The organism is Brucella sp. NBRC 12953, from assembly GCF_040369775.1.
GTDB lineage: Bacteria > Pseudomonadota > Alphaproteobacteria > Rhizobiales > Rhizobiaceae > Brucella > Brucella pseudogrignonensis.
This window is the reverse complement of record NZ_BAABSV010000004.1, coordinates 466,261-484,075: the sequence shown is the minus strand read 5'-3', so window position 1 is coordinate 484,075 and position 17,815 is coordinate 466,261. Positions and strand designations below refer to the sequence as shown.

Sequence of the window (17,815 nt, the reverse complement as noted above, 5' to 3'; positions counted from 1 at the left end):
TTTAATCACCGCGCTGGTCGCGCGGGAAAGATTAAGCGGAAAGCCGCTTGCGGCCGCGTGCGCGGCGAGCGGCAAGAACCTTACGACCGCCGGCAGTTGCCATGCGTGCACGGAAACCGTGACGACGCTTGCGGACGAGATTGGATGGCTGGAAAGTGCGCTTCATTTATTTAATACCGCGGTGTGCGGCCCTTCTTGGTTCTGTCTTTTCATCGAGTATGATTTTGCCGAAAACCGGTTTTCACTTTTCGGTATCATGCTCTATTGAACAGGAGCTGGTTCTTTTCCCAAAAAGCAGGATAGCACAAGCCATCCATTAACCCTATGGGCGAACGTGCTGCGGCTTATAGGGAAAGGGCCGTCAGGAGTCAATTGCCCTGCAAATATTCTACACGATCAGCGACGCGGTGGTTTGAGCTTATTGAGCGCGATTGCAGCATGGATCAGCATCGTCAGAGCTTTTGCATCTATTTCTTCGTTTTCACGGATATCAATCGCGCGACGCACGTTGCCTTCAAGGCTTGAATTGAAAAGGCTGGAAGGATCGTCCAGCGACGCACCTTTCGCGAAAGTGAGTTTCACAACGCTCTTATAGGTCTCGCCTGTGCATATGATCCCCGAGCAGGACCACACCGGCACGCCGCGCCACTTCCATTCTTCGATAATCTCCGGGTCGGCCTTCAGGATAATGTCGCGGACGTGAGAAAGCGTTTTGCCTCTCCAATCTGCAAGCTCCCTGATCCTGCCATCGATCAGCTGCGAAGGTGTTTTTGCATCGTCAGTTTCTGCGGGCATGTTGTTTCTCTCCTCTTGTCGCTGTCGTAGCACAGCGGGTGGCCTGGAGTGCGTTTTTATTTGAATTGTCCGGATGAGGCTTCAAACAGCCATTGCCAAAGCGGGCAGGGGCTTTAATAAGGATGCGCAACATTTTTAAATGCGGGCCCGTTTCCGCAGTAGTCATGAGAGGAGTTCACCATGAGCATCCGTCGTATCGAAGTCGGACCACGCATGAGCCAGGCCGTCGTTCACGGCAATACAGTTTATCTCGCCGGCCAGGTTGGCGAGCCAGGCGCGAGCGTGACCGATCAGACCAAGGCCGTTCTGGCTGAAGTCGATCGTCTGTTGGCAGCTGCTGGTTCCGACAAGTCCAAGATCCTTCAGGCGATCATCTGGCTTGCAGACATGAAGGACTTTGCTGAAATGAACGCAGTCTGGGATAGCTGGGTCGACAAGGCCAACACGCCTGCCCGCGCGACCGGTGAAGCAGCGCTTGCAACGCCTGATTACAAGGTCGAAATCATCATCACCGCTGCAATCTAATTAACTGCAGTTGCTGATTGAAAACCCCGCTCAAGCGGGGTTTTCTTTTATTGGCGTATGCGTTCGGAATAGCCTTCACGTCCGCCAGCCTGCGCCTTGGCGTCGATGGATGCACGTTTCTCTATCTGCTCCAGAGTGCCGTTATTTTCGAGCCAGCCATGATCGTAGAGATATCCTGGTAGATAGCCTGAAAGCAGGATCCGATAATCAAATGGGAAGGTCGGATCGAGCACGCGCGCCATTGTGAAAATGATCGTCGTACAATTGGCAGTCAGCGTGTTGTAGAATTTGGGTGTGGCTGCCAGCTCATTGCCTAGCTCGACATAAGAGAGGAAAAGCTCTCTTGCGCCTGCCGGGGGCAGGTCCACCCGATAGCGAAAGACATTTTCTTTGCGCACATTAGTCCGCAGATAGATAATGTCGCTTTCTTCCGCCGCGATCATCGCCAGTTCAAACTCGCGAAAAAATCCACCTATGGATGAAAAGACCTCGTGATGCTCCCTGCGGATTTCGCCAGAAAAGACGACGTGTCTGCCATCTTCAAACCCGAACGACAGCAGTGTATGCGCAATGGCCGGGCCAGCCCAATAGGAGAGGTAAACATCGACAGAGTTTATCTTACTCAGATCGTAGGTGGCTTCTTTCCAGTTAGGTGTGAAATCATTTGGTGTTCGCCAGTCGAAATCGCGAACATTGAAAAGCGTAACATTATCGCCATCAATCTTGCCGGTGACGGTTCGCGCGACATCTGGTGCCCAGATGCGGTCGAGCGATGGGCGTATCGTGGCCCACCAGCCGAGCATCAACAGTGCCAGCAGACAGAAGAACAGTCGCTTGCGCATGCAATAGAAGTTTCGCTCGCCTGCGATGACCCACAGCGCGATTGCCAGCCAGACGGCGATGATCGAGCCGCGCACAGCATTGCCGAAAGGCAACTGGAACCACATGGCAAAGCTGGACCAGATTGCAAAGATGATTACGAATAATACGAAGACGAACTTGCCGAGAAAGCGGACGGGCTTTGATTTCAAGATAGAAGACATGGACATCCCGTATTCGCCTGACGCTTCATTTACCGAAGTTGTGGCGATACTGACATGATTTGCATTGGAATGTCATGGCCTATCCTGCCGGAAAGGCGTTTTATCTCGTAGATTAGACTTTATAAAAACAAGGATATTATACCTTATTTCTTTAGCGTTACAGCAGCTTCCCGCTGGGGTTTTATCTGTCTGCGTCCTTTGAAGAGCGGACGCACTACCCGCCAGAGCAGCAGCGCCGCTACGATCAGAGCATAGATGACGGGTTCAGCTGGCCAGCTTTTGACCGACATCAGGAAATGGATCGCTCCACCTGCAATGGCCACATAGACGAGCTTATGCAGCGTGGTCCAGCGCCGCCCCAGTTTGCGGATTGACCAGTTGTTCGAAGTGATTGCGAGCGGCACCAGAAGGGCGAGGCTGATCATCCCGATGGTGATGAACGGTCTTTTGACAATATCGGCTATCACCGCAGATAGATTGAGCGCCTGATCCAGCACCATATAGACCGCGAAATGCATCAGTACATAATAGAAGGAGAGCAGGCCAAGTGCGCGGCGGTAGCGCAATAGGCTGATACCTGTCAGGTCACGGATGGGTGTCACCAGCAGTGTCAGAATGAGTAGGCGCAGTGCCCAGAGGCCGAGCATATGCTCAAAGCTTTTAACAGGGTCTGCGCCGAGCTGGTCGGTTGCGCCGAGATAAAACGCCCATAGGGCGGGAATGAAGCCGACCGCATAAAGCGCCCATACCTTCCACCAGCCCGGTTTGAATCGGGTCTGACGGTTGGGCTTTTTGGCTTGGATCGTGGCTGCGACGGCCATGTCAGTAATTTGCCCGCAGGTCCATGCCTGCATAAAGCGAAGCGACTTCTTCGGCATAGCCATTGAACGGCAAGGTAGGACGACGGCTGGAGCCAAAGAAGCTGCCTTCGCCGATACGCCGCTCGGTTGCCTGTGACCAGCGGGGATGATCGACGTCCGGGTTCACATTGGCATAGAAGCCATATTCATTGGCGGCCTGCTGCTGCCACGATGTCGGTGGCTGCTTTTCCACGAAGCTGATTTTGGTGATCGATTTGATGCCCTTGAAGCCATATTTCCACGGCACAACGAGCCGGACGGGCGCGCCATTGGCGTTGGGAAGGGTTTCACCATAAAGGCCAACGGAAAGGATAGTCAGCGGATGCATGGCTTCGTCCAGACGCAAGCCCTCGACATAAGGCCAGTCGAGCACCTGAAACAGCCCTTTCTGACCCGGCATCTCTTCAGGGCGCACGACGCCCGTGAAGGCGATGTATTTGGCCGAGCCAAGCGGTTCGACCTGAGACAGCAGGCTTGCCAGCGGAAAGCCGATCCATGGAATGACCATTGACCAGGCTTCAACGCAGCGCATCCGGTAGATGCGTTCTTCAAGCGGCATCTTGGCCATCAGGTCCTGAATGTCGAATTCCTTGGGCTGTTTGACCAACCCGTCGACTTTCAGCCGCCATGGCAATGGCTTGAAATCACCGGAATTCGCAGAAGGGTCGCTCTTGTCCGTGCCAAACTCATAGAAGTTGTTATAGGTCGTGACAGAATCTTTCGGCGTCAGCTTTTCATCGACTTTATAGGCCGAGGCTTTGGCCGTGAGCGGGTCGGCAAATGCGGCCGATGCAATCCCGGTCGCGGCCAGTGCGCCCGCGCCGATCAGAAATTCGCGGCGACGCAGATAAAGATTTTTCGGCGTCACGTCGCTTGAATTAAGGCGGGCAGACGAAAAACGGCCTGGCTTGAAGCTGCTCATGTCAAAAATCCGTTCCCTCGTACAATTTTTGTAATGATATCCCATTGTCCCCCTAAACGCGTCAAAAACATGAATTTTTTGCCACTCGATTATGGTTCACGCGTTGTTGATGGGCTCGTGAAGTGTCACGCAAATGTAACAATCGGTTATTTTCCGTGTTTTCGTCACATTCTCGCTAAATATCTGTTGTTAAGGACATGCTAATCAGAGCCGGCGAGGACACAAAAGATGGTCCAAGCGGAGCTGCTTTAAAACCTTCATTAACATCTCAGTGGCAAGTTGAGCTTATGGTAAAGAAGACGTTTACAGCCGCCATCATGATGGCGTTTGCAGCAATGACTGGTTCCGCTCTGGCGGAAGGACAGCCCACGCCTATAAAGGTTGTGAGCAAGGCGCAGGGCATGGCCCTGAACAGCATGGCTACATCGACGAAAGATGAAACAGTCGCTCCCAAGCTGGGAGAGGGCGTAACGATGCGTGAAAAGAAAATGGATGCTGAGACAACGCCGGAACAGAATTTTTCACGCAGCAAGCAGTTCATCTATCGTTTCTATAAGCCTGAAAACGCTTCCAACGAACTGATTGTCCTGTTGCATGGTTCAGGCGGCAATGAAGCAAGCCTCGTGCCGATGGCATCCAAGATCTGGCCGCGTGCAACGCTGCTTGGTGTTCGTGGCCGCGTCATGCAGGATGGTGGCACGCGCTGGTATAAGCGCATTACGCCGGTCAAGTTCGACCAGAAAGATGTGAAGCTTGAAGCCAATGCATTCGTGACCTTCCTCTCGCGTCTTGCCGATGAGAAGGATCTCGATCTCCCACATGCAACCTTCGTTGGCTATTCCAATGGCGCAAATCTGCTGGCTGCAACGATGATGCTGCACCCGGATCTGGTGAAGCGTGCGGTGCTGATGCGCTCGATGCCTGTTCTGGACAACGTGCCGGTTGCCAATCTGGGCAAGGCGCGCGTGCTGACGATTACAGGCCAGGAAGATAAGCTTTATTCGCCTTTCGCACCGGCTCTTTCAGCTCTGCTGCGCTCTGGCGGTGCAAAGGTCGATGCCCGTACGATCGAAGCCGATCATATGCTTGGTGAAAAGGACGCTTCCGCAATCAGTCAGTGGGTTGCGTCGCTTGGCCCGGATGGTGGTCGGACAGTTACGATGAAGGCCAAGTAAGGCAGACAAGTAAGGCAATAAGGCAGTAGGTGAATAGGGCAGTATGTTTTCAAATTAGCGAAACATAATGCCCTAATGCCCTAACTACTTAGCTCGTCATATCAATAACGCCACAGTCGCCCGTTTCAGATCCGAAGGCTAAACGAGTGCCCTGACCATCCCAGCCCATGCTGGTGATCGCGCCTTTGCCGCCACGACGTAGCAGCACTTCCTTCTGATCCTCGAAGCGCACGAGAAGAATCATGCCGTCATTATAGCCAATGGCGGTGATGTCTTCGATTGGGTGGCAGGCAACCGATGTCACCATGCTGTCTCCGCGCAGACCAAGCTCCAGCGGTGCCTTACCCATAGGGCCATCTTTGCCAGCAAACGGCCAGACAATAGCGGCTGGTGCGCCGGAGGTGGCAAGCCACTTGGCTTTCACGCTCCATGACCAGTCTTTGACCTTGGCAGGATAGCCAGTCATGCGCATGTGCTTGCTGTCTTCCAGACGCCATCCATGCAGCGCATTTTCCTGCATGGATGTAATCAGGAAGCGGCCATCAGGTGAGAAGGTGGCACCGATATGCGCGCCTTTCCATTCAAGCTCCACAGGCTTTGCTTCCGTGCCAGTCCAGATCAATGTTGCGCCATTATAGCGCGCGATTGCCAGACGCTGGCCCTTTGGCGCAAACGCAATGCCTTCGACGCTGCGTTCCTGTGCAAATTCCTGCACCTTGCCGTTGGATGTGCGGACCCATGCCGAGCGGCCAGAGGCAAAGCCGACCGTTCCGTTGGGGCCGCTTGCAACCGCGGTCATCCACTTGCGCGGTACTTTTGCGAGTTCCGTGACTGTACCATCCGATGCAGTCTGGCAAACGCGGCCATCTTCACCGCCCGTTACCAGCGCTTTTCCATCAAAGGTCAGCGTTGCGCTGAGAAGCCCGTCATGAGCGGCGCTGGTCTGGTGGCCATTGTCCAGCCGATGGATAGAACCATCGGCCAGAGCAAAGAATGGAACGCCGCTGATAAAACGGGCGTAGAGGCAATGACCATCAAGGTCGAGCGGGGCAACTGTAGGCATCAGTGTCCAATTTTACTTTGGCAGGATTACTTTGCCAATTTTACTGGGATTGGCAGTTTTCAAAACCGGCTTTGAGTTCAGCTGCATCGAGCTGACGTCCGATGAAGACGAGACGGCTTTCATGCTTTTCTTCAGGCTTCCATGCGCGCTGGTGATCACCTTCGATGATCATATGAACGCCCTGAACCACGTAGCGGTCCGGATCGTCTTTGAACGCGATGATCCCCTTGAGACGCAGAATGTTTGGACCCTGTGTCTGGGTGATGTTCTGAATCCAGGGGAAGAATTTAGCCGGATCGATTTCACCCGCACGCAGCGACACGGAAGTCACCGTCACATCATGGATCGGCGATGCATGATGATGATCGTGATCATGATGGTGGTGATGGTCATGCCCATGGTCGTGATTGCAGTCTGGGCCGCAGGTGTGCTCATGATCATGGTGGTGCCCATGATGATGATGGTCGTGGCCATGATCGTGATCGCAATCAGGGCCGCAAACGTGGTCCGGATGGTCATGATCGAGGAAATGCGGATCGTTTTCGAGCGCACGCTTCAGGTCGAATGCACCGCGATCAAGCACGCGATCAAGCGGAATCGATGCGCGTTCTGTACGGTGAATAATGGCGTGTGGATTGATGGCGCGAACTGTTGCTTCAATCGCTGCCAGTTCTTCCGGTGTCACCAGATCGGTTTTGTTGATCAGAACCACATCGGCAAATGCAATCTGGTCTTCTGCTTCGCGGCTGTCCTTGAGGCGCAGCGGAAGGTGCTTTGCGTCAACCAGAGCGACAACGGCATCAAGGCCGGTCTTGGCGCGGACATCGTCATCCATGAAGAAGGTCTGCGCGACAGGAACCGGATCAGCAAGACCGGTTGTTTCAACGATAATGGCGTCGAAGCGGCCCGGACGGCGCATCAGGCCTTCCACCACGCGAATCAAATCTCCGCGCACGGTGCAGCAGATGCAGCCATTGTTCATTTCGTAGATTTCTTCGTCAGACTCGACGATCAGATCGTTGTCGATGCCGATCTCGCCGAATTCGTTGACGATGACCGCATAACGCTTGCCGTGATTTTCGGTAAGGATGCGGTTGAGAAGCGTCGTTTTACCCGAGCCCAGATATCCGGTCAGAACGGTAACGGGAATACGGCCAGCGTTTGTGCCAGCATCTGTGTTTGACTTGTCCTCAGTGTGGGCTTCAGCCTGGCTCATTGTTCATGCCTCTTGAAGTTGCTGCCTTTTGGTGCGCGCGCAAATCCACGCGACCGAGGCTTCAGATCGGGTATTTCATATAAGGGAAGGTGCCCGCGAATGCTATATGCAATGCTATATTATTACATCTGTCCCGATCACGTTCTCGCTTACGGCCAATCACGTTTTCGCTCGCGGATTGAATGTGACGTTTGATATATGGCGCGCACATGAGCGTTGTTTCAAACGTCAAATTCAAAGCATCCACGAGATGACTATTTAGGTGCTCGGAATCAGACCACGAGTTGTTTGGGCGAAAAGCGAGCGAGATCAAACTGATCCACATCGTGGAGCAGCTCAATAAAGCCTGCAACAGCGTGCTTAAGGATTTTTTCGCCTGCCTCAGCCGTTGCCGCTGCCGCATTGCCTGCGACACCTTCCGTATTCAGATCCTGCATCTTCCAGCCGAAGGCATGAGGGCCATAGGCGCGCAAATGTTTGAATTTTTTTGCGAAGTCGGACTGTGCATTCGAGAAGTCTGCGGCCTTCGTCATATCGACGAGATCAGGGCGCAGCGCCAGCATCACGGATGTTTCGATAAAGCCGCCATGAATATCGAGCGACTTGTCTTCCGGTGTAATCAGCCCTTCCGGCATACCGAAGCGGGTCCAGCTTGTGGCTACAGCCAGCATATCAAGGCGGGTGCGAAGCTCGGTTGCAACGATTGTCATCAGCGGCGAGTTGCCGCCATGGGCATTGAGCATGACCAGCTTGCGAATGCCGCCTGCATGAAGGTTCTCACCCATGCCGATCCATTGATTGACGGCTTCCGAGAAGGCGAGGCTTTGGGTGCCTTCGACGTCCATATGTTCGATGGAATAACCAACCGGCTGGGCAGGCAGGAAATTGACGTTGAGATCGGCAGGCAGTGCGTCGTTGATGCGTGCGACAATGCCTTCGGCGATAATCGTATCTGTTTCAAATGGCAGATGAGGACCATGCTGCTCGTGGGCGCCAAGTGGCAGGACGACGATCATGTCGCTGTTCTGGTCGCGCAGGTTATTCATATTTTCCTCCGTGCTGAATATTTTTAAACGAACAGTTTGAACCTAATGGTGATCGAATAAAACAGCAATCGGTTGTCTGATTCCGACATTTGGGTTTCGCCGCCCATAAACTCGTGCAATGTTAGCCGCGAAATTCATTCTTTCGTGCCTAAGAACATGCTTTGGGTACAAAGTTAACCCTAAGTCATTGCTTGTTCTTGAAGCTTCATAAGTCGGACAATATTTTACTGTAGATTGAACTTTATTAGTCGGATGACCAAGGGCGAGGTGGCGATGAGTAAGGACAACAAGGCAGTGATGCTTTACCGGATGCAGTCGGTAGCGCGTCTTACACGAACCGTACTGGCTACACGTCTTCTGGAGCTTGGGCTTTATGCCGGTCAGGATGCGGTGATGCTGCAGCTTGCCGCTGAAGATGGTTTGCCTCCGGGCGTTCTGGCTCAGCGCCTCGGCGTGCGTCCACCGACAATCACCAAGACCATTACCCGGCTGCAGAGCCAGGGCTTCGTGGTCAAGCGGGCATCTGAGACAGATCAGCGCCAGTCGCATGTCTATCTCACGCCGCAGGGCATCGAAGCGATCCGCATCATCGAAAAGTCGATCAAAAAAACCGAAAAAGATATGCTGAAAGGCCTCGACAAGAAGGAGCGTAAAACCTTCCTGAAGATGCTTGGGCGCATGGAAAGCAACCTTGCTGCGCGTGGCGCGGCGCGTCTGACGGACGAGTTGGACAAGGAAGTTGTTGATGACGACGATGTTGAATAGGTAGATGGCCATCAAGGAACGTTGAAAAAACTTCCAATTCAATGATTGCAATGGCATAACCATCTACAAGATGGGATGGCTGCTCCTCTTTATTGTCTTGCCGGCGCCTTCCTGTTTCGACTGTGGCAATGACCTTTTCGGGGAGGCGACTTGGCTCAGAAAATCAAGCTTTCGACCATCGCAGATGCGCTTGGTGTTTCGACGGCCACCGTTTCGCTGGCATTGCGCGACAGTCCTCTTGTCGCCGATCAGACACGCGAAAAGATCAAGGAACATGCCCGCGCCATCGGTTACATCTATAACCGTCGCGCTGCCAGCCTGCGCACGTCCCGTTCCGGGATCGTGGGTGTTGTCGTACATGACATCATGAACCCGTTCTTCGCCGAAATTTTGCGGTCGATTGAAACGGAGCTGGACCGTTCGCGACAGACCTTCATTCTGTCCAACCATTATGACCAGCTGGAAAAGCAGCGCACCTTCATGGATACGTTGCTGCAGCTCGGCGCGGATGGCGTCATCATGTCGCCGGCCATCGGCACACCGCCGGAAGATATCCAGCTTGCGGAAGATAACGGCCTGCCGGTCGTTCTGATCGCGCGTGATGTTGAAGGTGTCCATGCACCGGTTTTCCGGGGGGATGATGCCTATGGTATCGGCCTTGCCACCAATCATCTGATTTCGCTTGGGCACACCCGCATCGCCATGATCGGTGGTACCGATCAGACTTCGACAGGCCGTGACCGTTATCAGGGCTATTTGCAGGCCATGCATAAGGCCGGACTTGAAGTGAAGCCGGAATGGCGTATTTCAGGGCCGCGTACCAAGCAGGGCGGCTTTGAAGTTGCGCCACAGTTTCTTGCGCTCAAAGACAAGCCGACCGCAGCCGTTTGCTGGAACGATCTGACTGCTATCGGTTTGATGAACGGTATCGCGCGTGCAGGGCTTGTTCCGGGTGAAGACATTTCCGTCACCGGATATGACGATCTGGAAGAAGCGGCCATCGCGACACCGGCGCTGACCACTGTGTGGAACGGCCAGCGCGAAGTCGGTCGCCGTGCGGCGCGCGCGCTGCTTGACCAGCTGAATGGCATTGAAGTTTCACATGATCAGGAACTGATTAAGCCGGAGTTGCATATCCGGCAATCGACTTCCAAGCCCAAATAGGCCTGATCTGTCTTATTAGCCGGGCCAGGTCCTCTGGCCCGATGGATTCTGCTTGAACATGAGGAAGCTGCCATGACTCAACGTGAAGCGACCATTCTGGTGCTCGGTAATTTCAACGATTATGCCGTGCAACGGCTTTCAGGCGAGTTCAATATCAAGCGTATTCCCAAAGGCGATGCGGCGCTGGTTGATGCAGCCTGGGCTGGTGATGTCAAAGGCGTTGCCAGCATGTCGACGGTCGATGCAAAGCTGATTGATGCGCTGCCTAATCTTAAAATTATCGGCAATTTTGGCGTTGGTTATGATGCTGTTGATGCGAAACATGCCGGTGCCAATGACGTCATGGTCACCAATACGCCGGACGTTCTGACGGAAGAAGTTGCAGATACTGCGCTTGGACTTCTGATTGATACCGTGCGCGAATTGTCCAAATCGCAGGAGTTTCTGCGCGTTGGTCGCTGGCCAAAGGAAGGGCGCTATCCGCTTTCCAAACTGTCCCTGCGCGGCCGCTCTGTCGGTATTTTTGGCCTTGGTCGCATTGGCAAGGCGATTGCGCATCGTGTCGAAGCTTTTGGCCTTCCTGTGTCCTATCACAATCGCCGTAAGGCAGATGATGTGAGCTATACTTATTACCCGAGCCTGCTTGAGCTTGCGAAGGCGGTGGATACGCTCATTCTGGTTGCCCCCGGCGGTGCGGAAACTGCAAAGGCCATCAATGCAGATGTCCTGAAAGCGCTGGGACCGGAAGGTGTGCTGATTAATATTGGCCGTGGTTCGGTTGTTGATGAGGACGCGCTTGCTCAGGCGCTGACCGACGGAACGATTGCGGCTGCCGGTCTTGATGTCTTTGCCAATGAGCCGAATGTGCCGCAGGCGCTTCTTGATGCCCCGAATACGGTATTGTTGCCGCATATCGGCTCGGCTTCTGAAAAGACCCGCCGCGATATGGCTAATCTTGTGATCGATAATCTGATCTCGTGGTTCGACAAGGGCGAGGCGATTACGCCGGTGCCGGAAACCAGTCACGTCAAGAAAAAGTAAGGTAAAAGCGCGAGCCTCACTTACTGATGCTGGCGCTCAACATTCTTTTTACGCGCATCCCGAAAATCCTCTCACGCTATTCAGGATGCGCTCTGATTTCAGGCTGTGCGCTGCGCCTTGTGTTGGCGCACTGCTTCGCCAAAGGCTTCGAAAATCTTGCGCGAAGGCGCATCGGATTGCACCCAGTACTCCGGGTGCCACTGAACGCCGACGACAAAACCCTTTGCATTCTTGACTGAGACGGCTTCGATCGTGCCGTCGTCTGCTGTGGCTTCAACCGCCAGAACCGGTGCCAGCTTGTCGATTGCCTGACGATGGACCGAATTGACCTTCACGTCGTCGGTTTTCAGTATCTCTGCAAGACAGGAGTTTGGCGCGATCTTGATCGGGTGCTGAATGGCAAAGCGCTCGGCCTGGCTGTCTGATTCCGGCGCGCGATGGTCCATACGACCTTCCAGCTCCTGAATTTCGGTGGCCAACGTGCCGCCCAGCGCCACATTCAGTTCCTGAATGCCGCGGCAAATCGCCAGCACGGGGACGCCCTTGTCGATTGCTGCACGGATGAGCGGCAGCGATGTTGCATCTCGGGCATTGTCGTAAGGCTCAAAGGCCGCACTCGGTTCGACGCCGTAAAGTTCCGGATTGACGTTGGATTTTGATCCAGTGACCAGCAGGCCGTCCACGCTATCGAGAATGCTGTCGAGATCCATCTTCGCGCCAAAGCTGGGAACCAGCAGGGGCGTGACTTCTGCAACGTCAATCGCTGCAGCTAGATATTGCTCGGGCGCAGAATGCCAGACGTAATTTTCAAACGGCTTTACGTCTGTGGGAACGGCGATGAGAGGGCGAGAAACTTTTGCCATGAAATATTTCGATCCAGCGGAAGGGGCGTTGTTGGAGCGTTTGTAAAGCGCTGTGTCTTGCCGCGCAATCGTGAAGCTGATCACAGCTTCACACCTTAGAGCGCGTTTCAGTCCAGTCGGATTATGCTCTATTGCCAGCTTCTGTGTACTCTATTGATCTGGCGAGATTTTAGAGGGTTTTCGGGTTCACATAAAATTGATGTTGCACTAGATATAGAAAGATATTTGGCAGTCGGGGGGATGAATGGCTGACGAACAGGTTTTCTCTGTCGCAGGTAAGGTGATTGCCGTGACCGGAGGTTCTTCGGGGTTGGGGTTGCACATGGTGCGCGTGCTTGCGCGCCATGGGGCAAAAGTTGTTTCAATTTCACGCAGTCGGGATGGTGAGAAATTCTGCCCTTCTGGTGGTGAAGTGCTGGAAATCATGGCGGATATCACCAACCCAGACGAGGTAAAGACCGCGTTCGATGAGGCGGAACAGCGTCTTGGCCCTATCAATGTGCTTTTCAATAATGCAGGTGTCGCCCATGTCGCGAGAGCGCTGGATACGACGCGGGATATGCTGGAGCACATCTTCGATGTGAACGTGGCCGGATCGTTCTTCACTGCACAGGAAATGGCGCGACGGATGATCGACCGAAAGCAGGCCGGTGCCATCGTGAATACAACGAGTATTCTTGCGGAGCGTCCTCAGAAGGGGACTGCTGCCTATGCGATGTCCAAAGCCTGCGTAACGCAGATGACCCGCGCGCTGGCACTTGAATGGGCGTCGCATGATATTCGCGTCAATGCGATTGCGCCGGGGTGGTTTCCAACGCGAATCAATGAACGGCAGCTATCGGGTCCTGCTGGCGGATATTTTAAAGGTCGCAACCCCATGCGACGGCTTGGCGAAATGGAGGATCTGGACGGTGTGGTGCTAATGCTTGCTTCTGATGCAAGCCGTTACATGACTGGATCGGTGATTACCATTGACGGTGGCCATCACATCTAGGCCAAGTTGCAACTATTCTGGTTTCTATTCGTCCAACTTCGCAACTTCGTCGGTTTTACGCGCAAATCCTGCGATTTTCACTAGATAAGGCGGCTTTTATGGAGCTGTGCGCAGTTGTCAGACGCTAGTTTGGGGAATTACTGGCTTTTCTTAACTGCAAACTGCTCTGCGTGACGGGCTTTTTCAGTGAGCAATAAATAAATTAAATGTCTCTATCTGAGATCTTAGGGTTGCATTATTTACTTCTGGTTGTGCTGTTCGGTGTTTGCTTAATAATAAACTGATTACATCTTATGGTAGTTGCAATAACAGCTTGTGGTTTAGTTTTGCGAAAGGTATTTTTAAGTGATTAGTGGCATATTACCCCCTATGAAAGGGGTACAATCAACGAGATGTGGCGTAGCCTTCAACCTGAGATACCTGCCGATGTGCGGCTCTCTTTTTTGCGTGCGCTTTATGGCAATCGCACAACATTATGGTTTGGTTTGCTCGCCCATGTCGTGGCGTGTGTGGTCATTTATGTAAAAACAGCAGACTGGCGCTTTCTCGGATTTGCCGGTTTTTTTACAGTTGTCGCATTCGGTCGCCTCTATGACATGCATAAATTCGATGAGGCAAAGCTCGGTACCCTGTCTCATGCAGATCTCGATAAGTGGGAAGCACGCTATCTCGTTGGCGCTTCGCTGGTTTGCGCAACGCTTGGGATGCTCTGCTTCTTTTCAAGCTATGTTCTGCGCGACTCTTTTGCAGAGCTGGCCAGCCTGACCATCCTTCTGGCTTCGGTCGTATCGATCGTTGGTCGCAATTATGCCTCGGCAAAAGCCGTGGTTCTGATGTCGGCCTGCACTCTGATCCCGGTGCTTGCGGGGCTTATCCTTGCGGGGACTCCCTTTCACGTTGTGATTGGTCTCCTGCTGATCCCATACTTCTTGTCCAATATTCAGATGGCTAACGGGCTTCGCGAATTTCTTTTCGCAGCTGTGATGGGAAAACGCCGCCTGTCTATTGTTGCCAGCCGGTTTGATGCCGCGCTCAACAACATGCCGCAAGGCCTGTTGATGTTCGACGCCCAGCAGCGCATTGCGGTCATCAATCACAAGACGAAATCGCTGCTCAAGATTGCTGAACACACCAAACTGCGTGGGCGCAGGCTGGAAGTCTTGCTACGCTATTGTGCCAAACAGGGCCTGTTTCCGCATAATGACCTGCACAACATCCGCACACGGATGCAGGATTTGCTCTCGGGCCGCAAAGCGCGTGATATCCTGCAATTGGCAGATAACCGCTATATCGAATGTATCGGTAATCAGACATCCAATGCGGGTGTCGTTTTGATGTTTGAAGACGTCACGCAACGCGTTGAATCAGAAGCGCGCATTCAGCATATGGCACGTTTTGATGGTCTGACCGGGCTGCCAAACCGTAACTACTTTGAAACGATGGTGCGCTCGCTCCGGATACATCAGGAGCCAAATACGCTTGCTGCACTGATCGTCATCGATATCAATCACTTCAAGCACGTCAATGATACGCTTGGCCATCATGTGGGCGACGTGTTTCTGCGGCTTTTTGCAGATAGGCTGAATTCGCTCGATCCGCAGCGCTTTGTAGCATCGCGCTTTGGCGGCGATGAATTCGTGGTTTTCGTCTTCAATCTTCATGGCGATGAAGAAGTGGCGGCGATCATGGATCACGTTATCTCTGTCGCAAGCGGTGTTTACGATCTTAATGGCGATCAGGTTCATATCGAGATCAGCGCGGGCGTTGCGACCGAGACTATTGATAAATGCGATGTCGGCAATATGCACATGAATGCCGATCTGGCGCTCTATGAAGCCAAGAGCGAGGAAGGCAAACAATGGGCGCTGTTTGTGAACGCCATGGATACCAAATATCGCGGTCGCCAGAAGCTGAAGGCAGACTTGCGTCTGGCTATTGAAAATCAGGAAATCAAAGTCGTCTATCAGCCTATCGTCAGCGCACAGTCGCTGCGTATCGTGGCCTATGAGGCGCTGGCGCGTTGGGAGCATTCGGAACTGGGGCATGTTCCTCCAGCAGAATTTATCCCATTGGCCGAAGAAATCGGCATTATCTCGCAAATCACCCGTTTCATGCTTGAGCAGGCCTGCCGCGATTGCATGACATGGGGGGATCGGATTGGCGTTTCGGTCAATCTGTCAGCGATTGATTTGAAAAACAGCGATATTACCCGCGATATCGCCAATGCCTTGCAGAAATCCGGCCTTCCGGCGAGGCAGCTTGAGGTGGAAGTGACCGAAAGTGCGATCATCGCTGATCGCAATCAGACTTCGTTGGTCTTGCAGCGACTGAAGAATGCCGGGATCAACATTGCGCTGGACGATTTTGGTACGGGCTATTCCAGCTTGAGCTATCTCAACAGCTTGCCGCTGACCAAGGTCAAAGTCGATCGTTCCTTTGTCCAGGATATCACCAATGACCGACGTTCTCTGATGCTGCTGCGTGGTGTTACCCAGCTGTCGCACGAGTTAGGCCTTGCCGTAACTGTTGAAGGTGTCGAGACAGAAGAGCAGCTGGCGTTAGTTCGCGTGGCGGCGGGCGCTGACCTCGTGCAGGGCTATTTGTTGGGTAAGCCTGTTCCGGCAACAGAAATCCGGACTTCATCGGCCAAAGCTGTCGTGCCGCACGACGACGGACGCACATTTGCGCAGTAATACCATGGCGCGAAGATGCTGACGCTATCCACGCCTTGAAAAAGTTCAATCGCCACTCGGGCTTATCCAAAACTCCATGAGTCATACTCATGAAGTTTTGGGTAAGTCTGACGGTTTCAATTCTGTGAAACCATATCAGTACCGATAATTCCCCTATTTTATCATAGCAAAATTTAGCTATTTTCCTCCTTGTAATAAAGGTGAAGATAGTGCCATGTCTTTGAGCGGCATAAGTAATTCAGTTGTTACTTTATAAGTAAAATAACAAGGAGGGGAAATGAAACGGCTTTTCCGTTTTTTCTTATATTTAATAATATTAATCATTATTATCGCGGCTGTCAGCGCTGCGATTTTTAGGAAGAAATTACACGAATATTGGGCGGTTTATCAGTATTCTCAGGTTTTCAAGCCTGATGTGATCGATGAAAATTTCCGCACCCTCTATAAAATCTATCCGTCGATCCGGGTTGCGCGCGCGGGTGATGTCAGTCCGCTGCCGAAGGCCGAGCGGCCATTGCCTGAAACCTATTCATATAAAGGCGAGACACACAATCTTGCCGATTTTCTCAAACGGACGGAAACAACAGGTTTCATTGTTTTGAAGGATGGTGAGATAGTGCATGAAGAATATGCACGCGGTAACACCGAGAAAACGCAGTCCATCGCGATGTCTGTATCGAAATCGTTCGTTTCGTTTCTGATCGGCAATGCGGTGCGTGATGGTCAGATCAAACTCGATGAGACAGTCGATCATTATGCGCCGGTACTCGCGGAGGGTGGCTATAAGGGCGTGACTGTTAAAAACGTTCTGCAGATGTCGTCGGGCATTGGTTTCAACGAAAATTACGGCGATCTCAATTCGGATATCGTGCGTTACATTGTGCAAATGGTTACGGGGTCGGTCATCGATTTCACCGCGCATCTGAAGAACGAAATCAAGCCAGGCACAGTCAATCGCTATGTTTCAGCAGATACGCAAGTTCTCGCCTTGGTGCTGGAAGGTGCGACTGGTGTGCCAATACAAAAATACTTTGAGGACAAGCTCTGGTCGAAACTTGGCGTGGAGGCTGATTCGTATTGGCTTGCTGATCAGAAGGGTGAAGTTGTCGCTGCGGGTGGCCTTAATGCTGTGCTGCGTGATTATGCCCGCTTTGGATTGCTCTATATGAATGAAGGCCGGAACTATCTTGGCGAGCAGCTCGTGCCGGCGCAATGGGTTCACGATTCTGTAACGCCAGACGAGCCGTATTTGATGCCCGGACGCAAAGATGCGTCAGGCAAGATCCCTTTTGGCTATGGTTATCAATGGTGGATTCCGGTTGAGCCCCAAGGTGATTTCGCTGCTGTCGGTATTTACGGCCAGTTTATTTACGTCAATCCGGCCAAACGCGTGGTGATCGCCAAAACATCGGCCTACGCCAATTACAATATTGATGGTCAGCAGGTGAAAGCTGAAACAATCGAGATGTTCCAGTCTCTGGCTAACTCTATTCAGTGATCGGCACAAAGAAGGAGTGGTCGTTTTAGCGGCCATTCCAATTCTCATTAAGGTGCATTGGCGGCTGTGTATCGGGCGATCCAGGACGAATGAGAGTTTCTGTCACTGGCAAGTGACAAAAACTCAAAGTTACACCTTTACACGCTTATAAA

17 protein-coding genes are annotated in these 17,815 nt (G+C 52.8%); 8 read left to right on the top strand and 9 right to left on the bottom strand.

Annotated elements, in window-relative coordinates; all coding sequences use genetic code 11:
- Positions 1 to 31: 31 nt before the first annotated feature.
- Both rpmH and ABWV94_RS12560 read right to left on the bottom strand, forming a co-directional pair.
- Positions 32 to 166, bottom strand: a complete 135-nt coding sequence (gene rpmH / locus ABWV94_RS12565; protein ID WP_007876380.1) for a 50S ribosomal protein L34 — start codon at positions 164 to 166, stop codon at positions 32 to 34.
- A gap of 230 nt (positions 167 to 396) precedes the next feature.
- A complete protein-coding gene (locus ABWV94_RS12560; protein WP_064320975.1) occupies positions 397 to 795 on the bottom strand; it encodes a DUF1801 domain-containing protein in 399 nt (132 codons plus the stop codon).
- 180 nt (positions 796 to 975) lie between these two features.
- Here ABWV94_RS12560 and ABWV94_RS12555 point away from each other — a divergent pair, with 180 nt between their 5' ends.
- Entirely contained in the window at positions 976 to 1,320 is a 345-nt protein-coding gene (locus ABWV94_RS12555) for a RidA family protein (protein ID WP_007876378.1), read from the top strand.
- A gap of 47 nt (positions 1,321 to 1,367) precedes the next feature.
- Here ABWV94_RS12555 and ABWV94_RS12550 read toward each other — a convergent pair whose 3' ends face one another.
- From ABWV94_RS12550 to msrP, 3 genes are all read right to left on the bottom strand, one after another.
- On the bottom strand, positions 1,368 to 2,363 hold the full coding sequence (locus ABWV94_RS12550; protein WP_215775649.1) for an Lnb N-terminal periplasmic domain-containing protein: 996 nt from the start codon (positions 2,361 to 2,363) through the stop codon (positions 1,368 to 1,370).
- Between the two features lie 143 nt (positions 2,364 to 2,506).
- Positions 2,507 to 3,184: a protein-methionine-sulfoxide reductase heme-binding subunit MsrQ gene (msrQ, locus tag ABWV94_RS12545; protein WP_113496315.1), complete on the bottom strand. Its 678-nt coding sequence runs from the start codon at positions 3,182 to 3,184 to the stop codon at positions 2,507 to 2,509.
- A 1-nt stretch (position 3,185) separates the two neighbouring features.
- Positions 3,186 to 4,145 carry a protein-methionine-sulfoxide reductase catalytic subunit MsrP gene (msrP, locus tag ABWV94_RS12540; protein ID WP_113496314.1) on the bottom strand — a complete coding sequence of 320 codons (960 nt, stop codon included), beginning with the start codon at positions 4,143 to 4,145 and terminating at the stop codon, positions 3,186 to 3,188.
- Between the two features lie 287 nt (positions 4,146 to 4,432).
- On the opposite strand from msrP, the gene ABWV94_RS12535 reads away from it, so the two are divergent.
- Positions 4,433 to 5,320, top strand: a complete 888-nt coding sequence (locus ABWV94_RS12535) for an alpha/beta hydrolase (RefSeq protein WP_113496313.1) — start codon at positions 4,433 to 4,435, stop codon at positions 5,318 to 5,320.
- Between the two features lie 88 nt (positions 5,321 to 5,408).
- Here the strand turns inward: ABWV94_RS12535 and ABWV94_RS12530 are convergent, their stop codons facing one another.
- The 3 genes from ABWV94_RS12530 to ABWV94_RS12520 form a co-directional block, all read right to left on the bottom strand.
- A complete protein-coding gene (locus ABWV94_RS12530) occupies positions 5,409 to 6,383 on the bottom strand; it encodes a WD40 repeat domain-containing protein (protein ID WP_079212212.1) in 975 nt (324 codons plus the stop codon).
- Positions 6,384 to 6,423: 40 nt separating this feature from the next.
- Complete coding sequence (locus ABWV94_RS12525; RefSeq protein ID WP_064320970.1) at positions 6,424 to 7,599, bottom strand: CobW family GTP-binding protein; 1,176 nt, start codon at positions 7,597 to 7,599, stop codon at positions 6,424 to 6,426.
- Between the two features lie 272 nt (positions 7,600 to 7,871).
- Positions 7,872 to 8,645, bottom strand: a complete 774-nt coding sequence (locus ABWV94_RS12520; protein ID WP_079212211.1) for a creatininase family protein — start codon at positions 8,643 to 8,645, stop codon at positions 7,872 to 7,874.
- A gap of 273 nt (positions 8,646 to 8,918) precedes the next feature.
- On the opposite strand from ABWV94_RS12520, the gene ABWV94_RS12515 reads away from it, so the two are divergent.
- The 3 genes from ABWV94_RS12515 (at position 8,919) to ABWV94_RS12505 (ending at position 11,615) form a co-directional block, all read left to right on the top strand.
- The gene (locus tag ABWV94_RS12515; RefSeq protein WP_079212606.1) at positions 8,919 to 9,410 is read left to right on the top strand and encodes a MarR family winged helix-turn-helix transcriptional regulator; all 492 of its coding nucleotides are present in this window, start codon (positions 8,919 to 8,921) and stop codon (positions 9,408 to 9,410) included.
- Positions 9,411 to 9,560: 150 nt separating this feature from the next.
- Positions 9,561 to 10,574: a LacI family DNA-binding transcriptional regulator gene (locus ABWV94_RS12510; RefSeq protein WP_064320968.1), complete on the top strand. Its 1,014-nt coding sequence runs from the start codon at positions 9,561 to 9,563 to the stop codon at positions 10,572 to 10,574.
- Positions 10,575 to 10,646: 72 nt separating this feature from the next.
- Complete coding sequence (locus ABWV94_RS12505; protein ID WP_113496312.1) at positions 10,647 to 11,615, top strand: 2-hydroxyacid dehydrogenase; 969 nt, start codon at positions 10,647 to 10,649, stop codon at positions 11,613 to 11,615.
- Positions 11,616 to 11,713: 98 nt separating this feature from the next.
- Here the strand turns inward: ABWV94_RS12505 and ABWV94_RS12500 are convergent, their stop codons facing one another.
- Positions 11,714 to 12,478: a gamma-glutamyl-gamma-aminobutyrate hydrolase family protein gene (locus tag ABWV94_RS12500; RefSeq protein ID WP_105519192.1), complete on the bottom strand. Its 765-nt coding sequence runs from the start codon at positions 12,476 to 12,478 to the stop codon at positions 11,714 to 11,716.
- Positions 12,479 to 12,722: 244 nt separating this feature from the next.
- Between ABWV94_RS12500 and ABWV94_RS12495 the strand changes: the two genes are divergently transcribed.
- The 3 genes from ABWV94_RS12495 to ABWV94_RS12485 all read left to right on the top strand — a co-directional run bounded on the left by ABWV94_RS12495 (position 12,723) and on the right by ABWV94_RS12485 (position 17,663).
- Positions 12,723 to 13,472, top strand: coding sequence for an SDR family NAD(P)-dependent oxidoreductase (locus tag ABWV94_RS12495; RefSeq protein WP_007876343.1), 750 nt, complete (start codon positions 12,723 to 12,725; stop codon positions 13,470 to 13,472).
- Between the two features lie 392 nt (positions 13,473 to 13,864).
- Entirely contained in the window at positions 13,865 to 16,165 is a 2,301-nt protein-coding gene (locus tag ABWV94_RS12490) for a putative bifunctional diguanylate cyclase/phosphodiesterase (RefSeq protein WP_064320967.1), read from the top strand.
- Positions 16,166 to 16,442: 277 nt separating this feature from the next.
- Positions 16,443 to 17,663: a serine hydrolase domain-containing protein gene (locus ABWV94_RS12485; RefSeq protein ID WP_113496311.1), complete on the top strand. Its 1,221-nt coding sequence runs from the start codon at positions 16,443 to 16,445 to the stop codon at positions 17,661 to 17,663.
- The last annotated feature ends 152 nt before the right edge of the window (positions 17,664 to 17,815 follow it).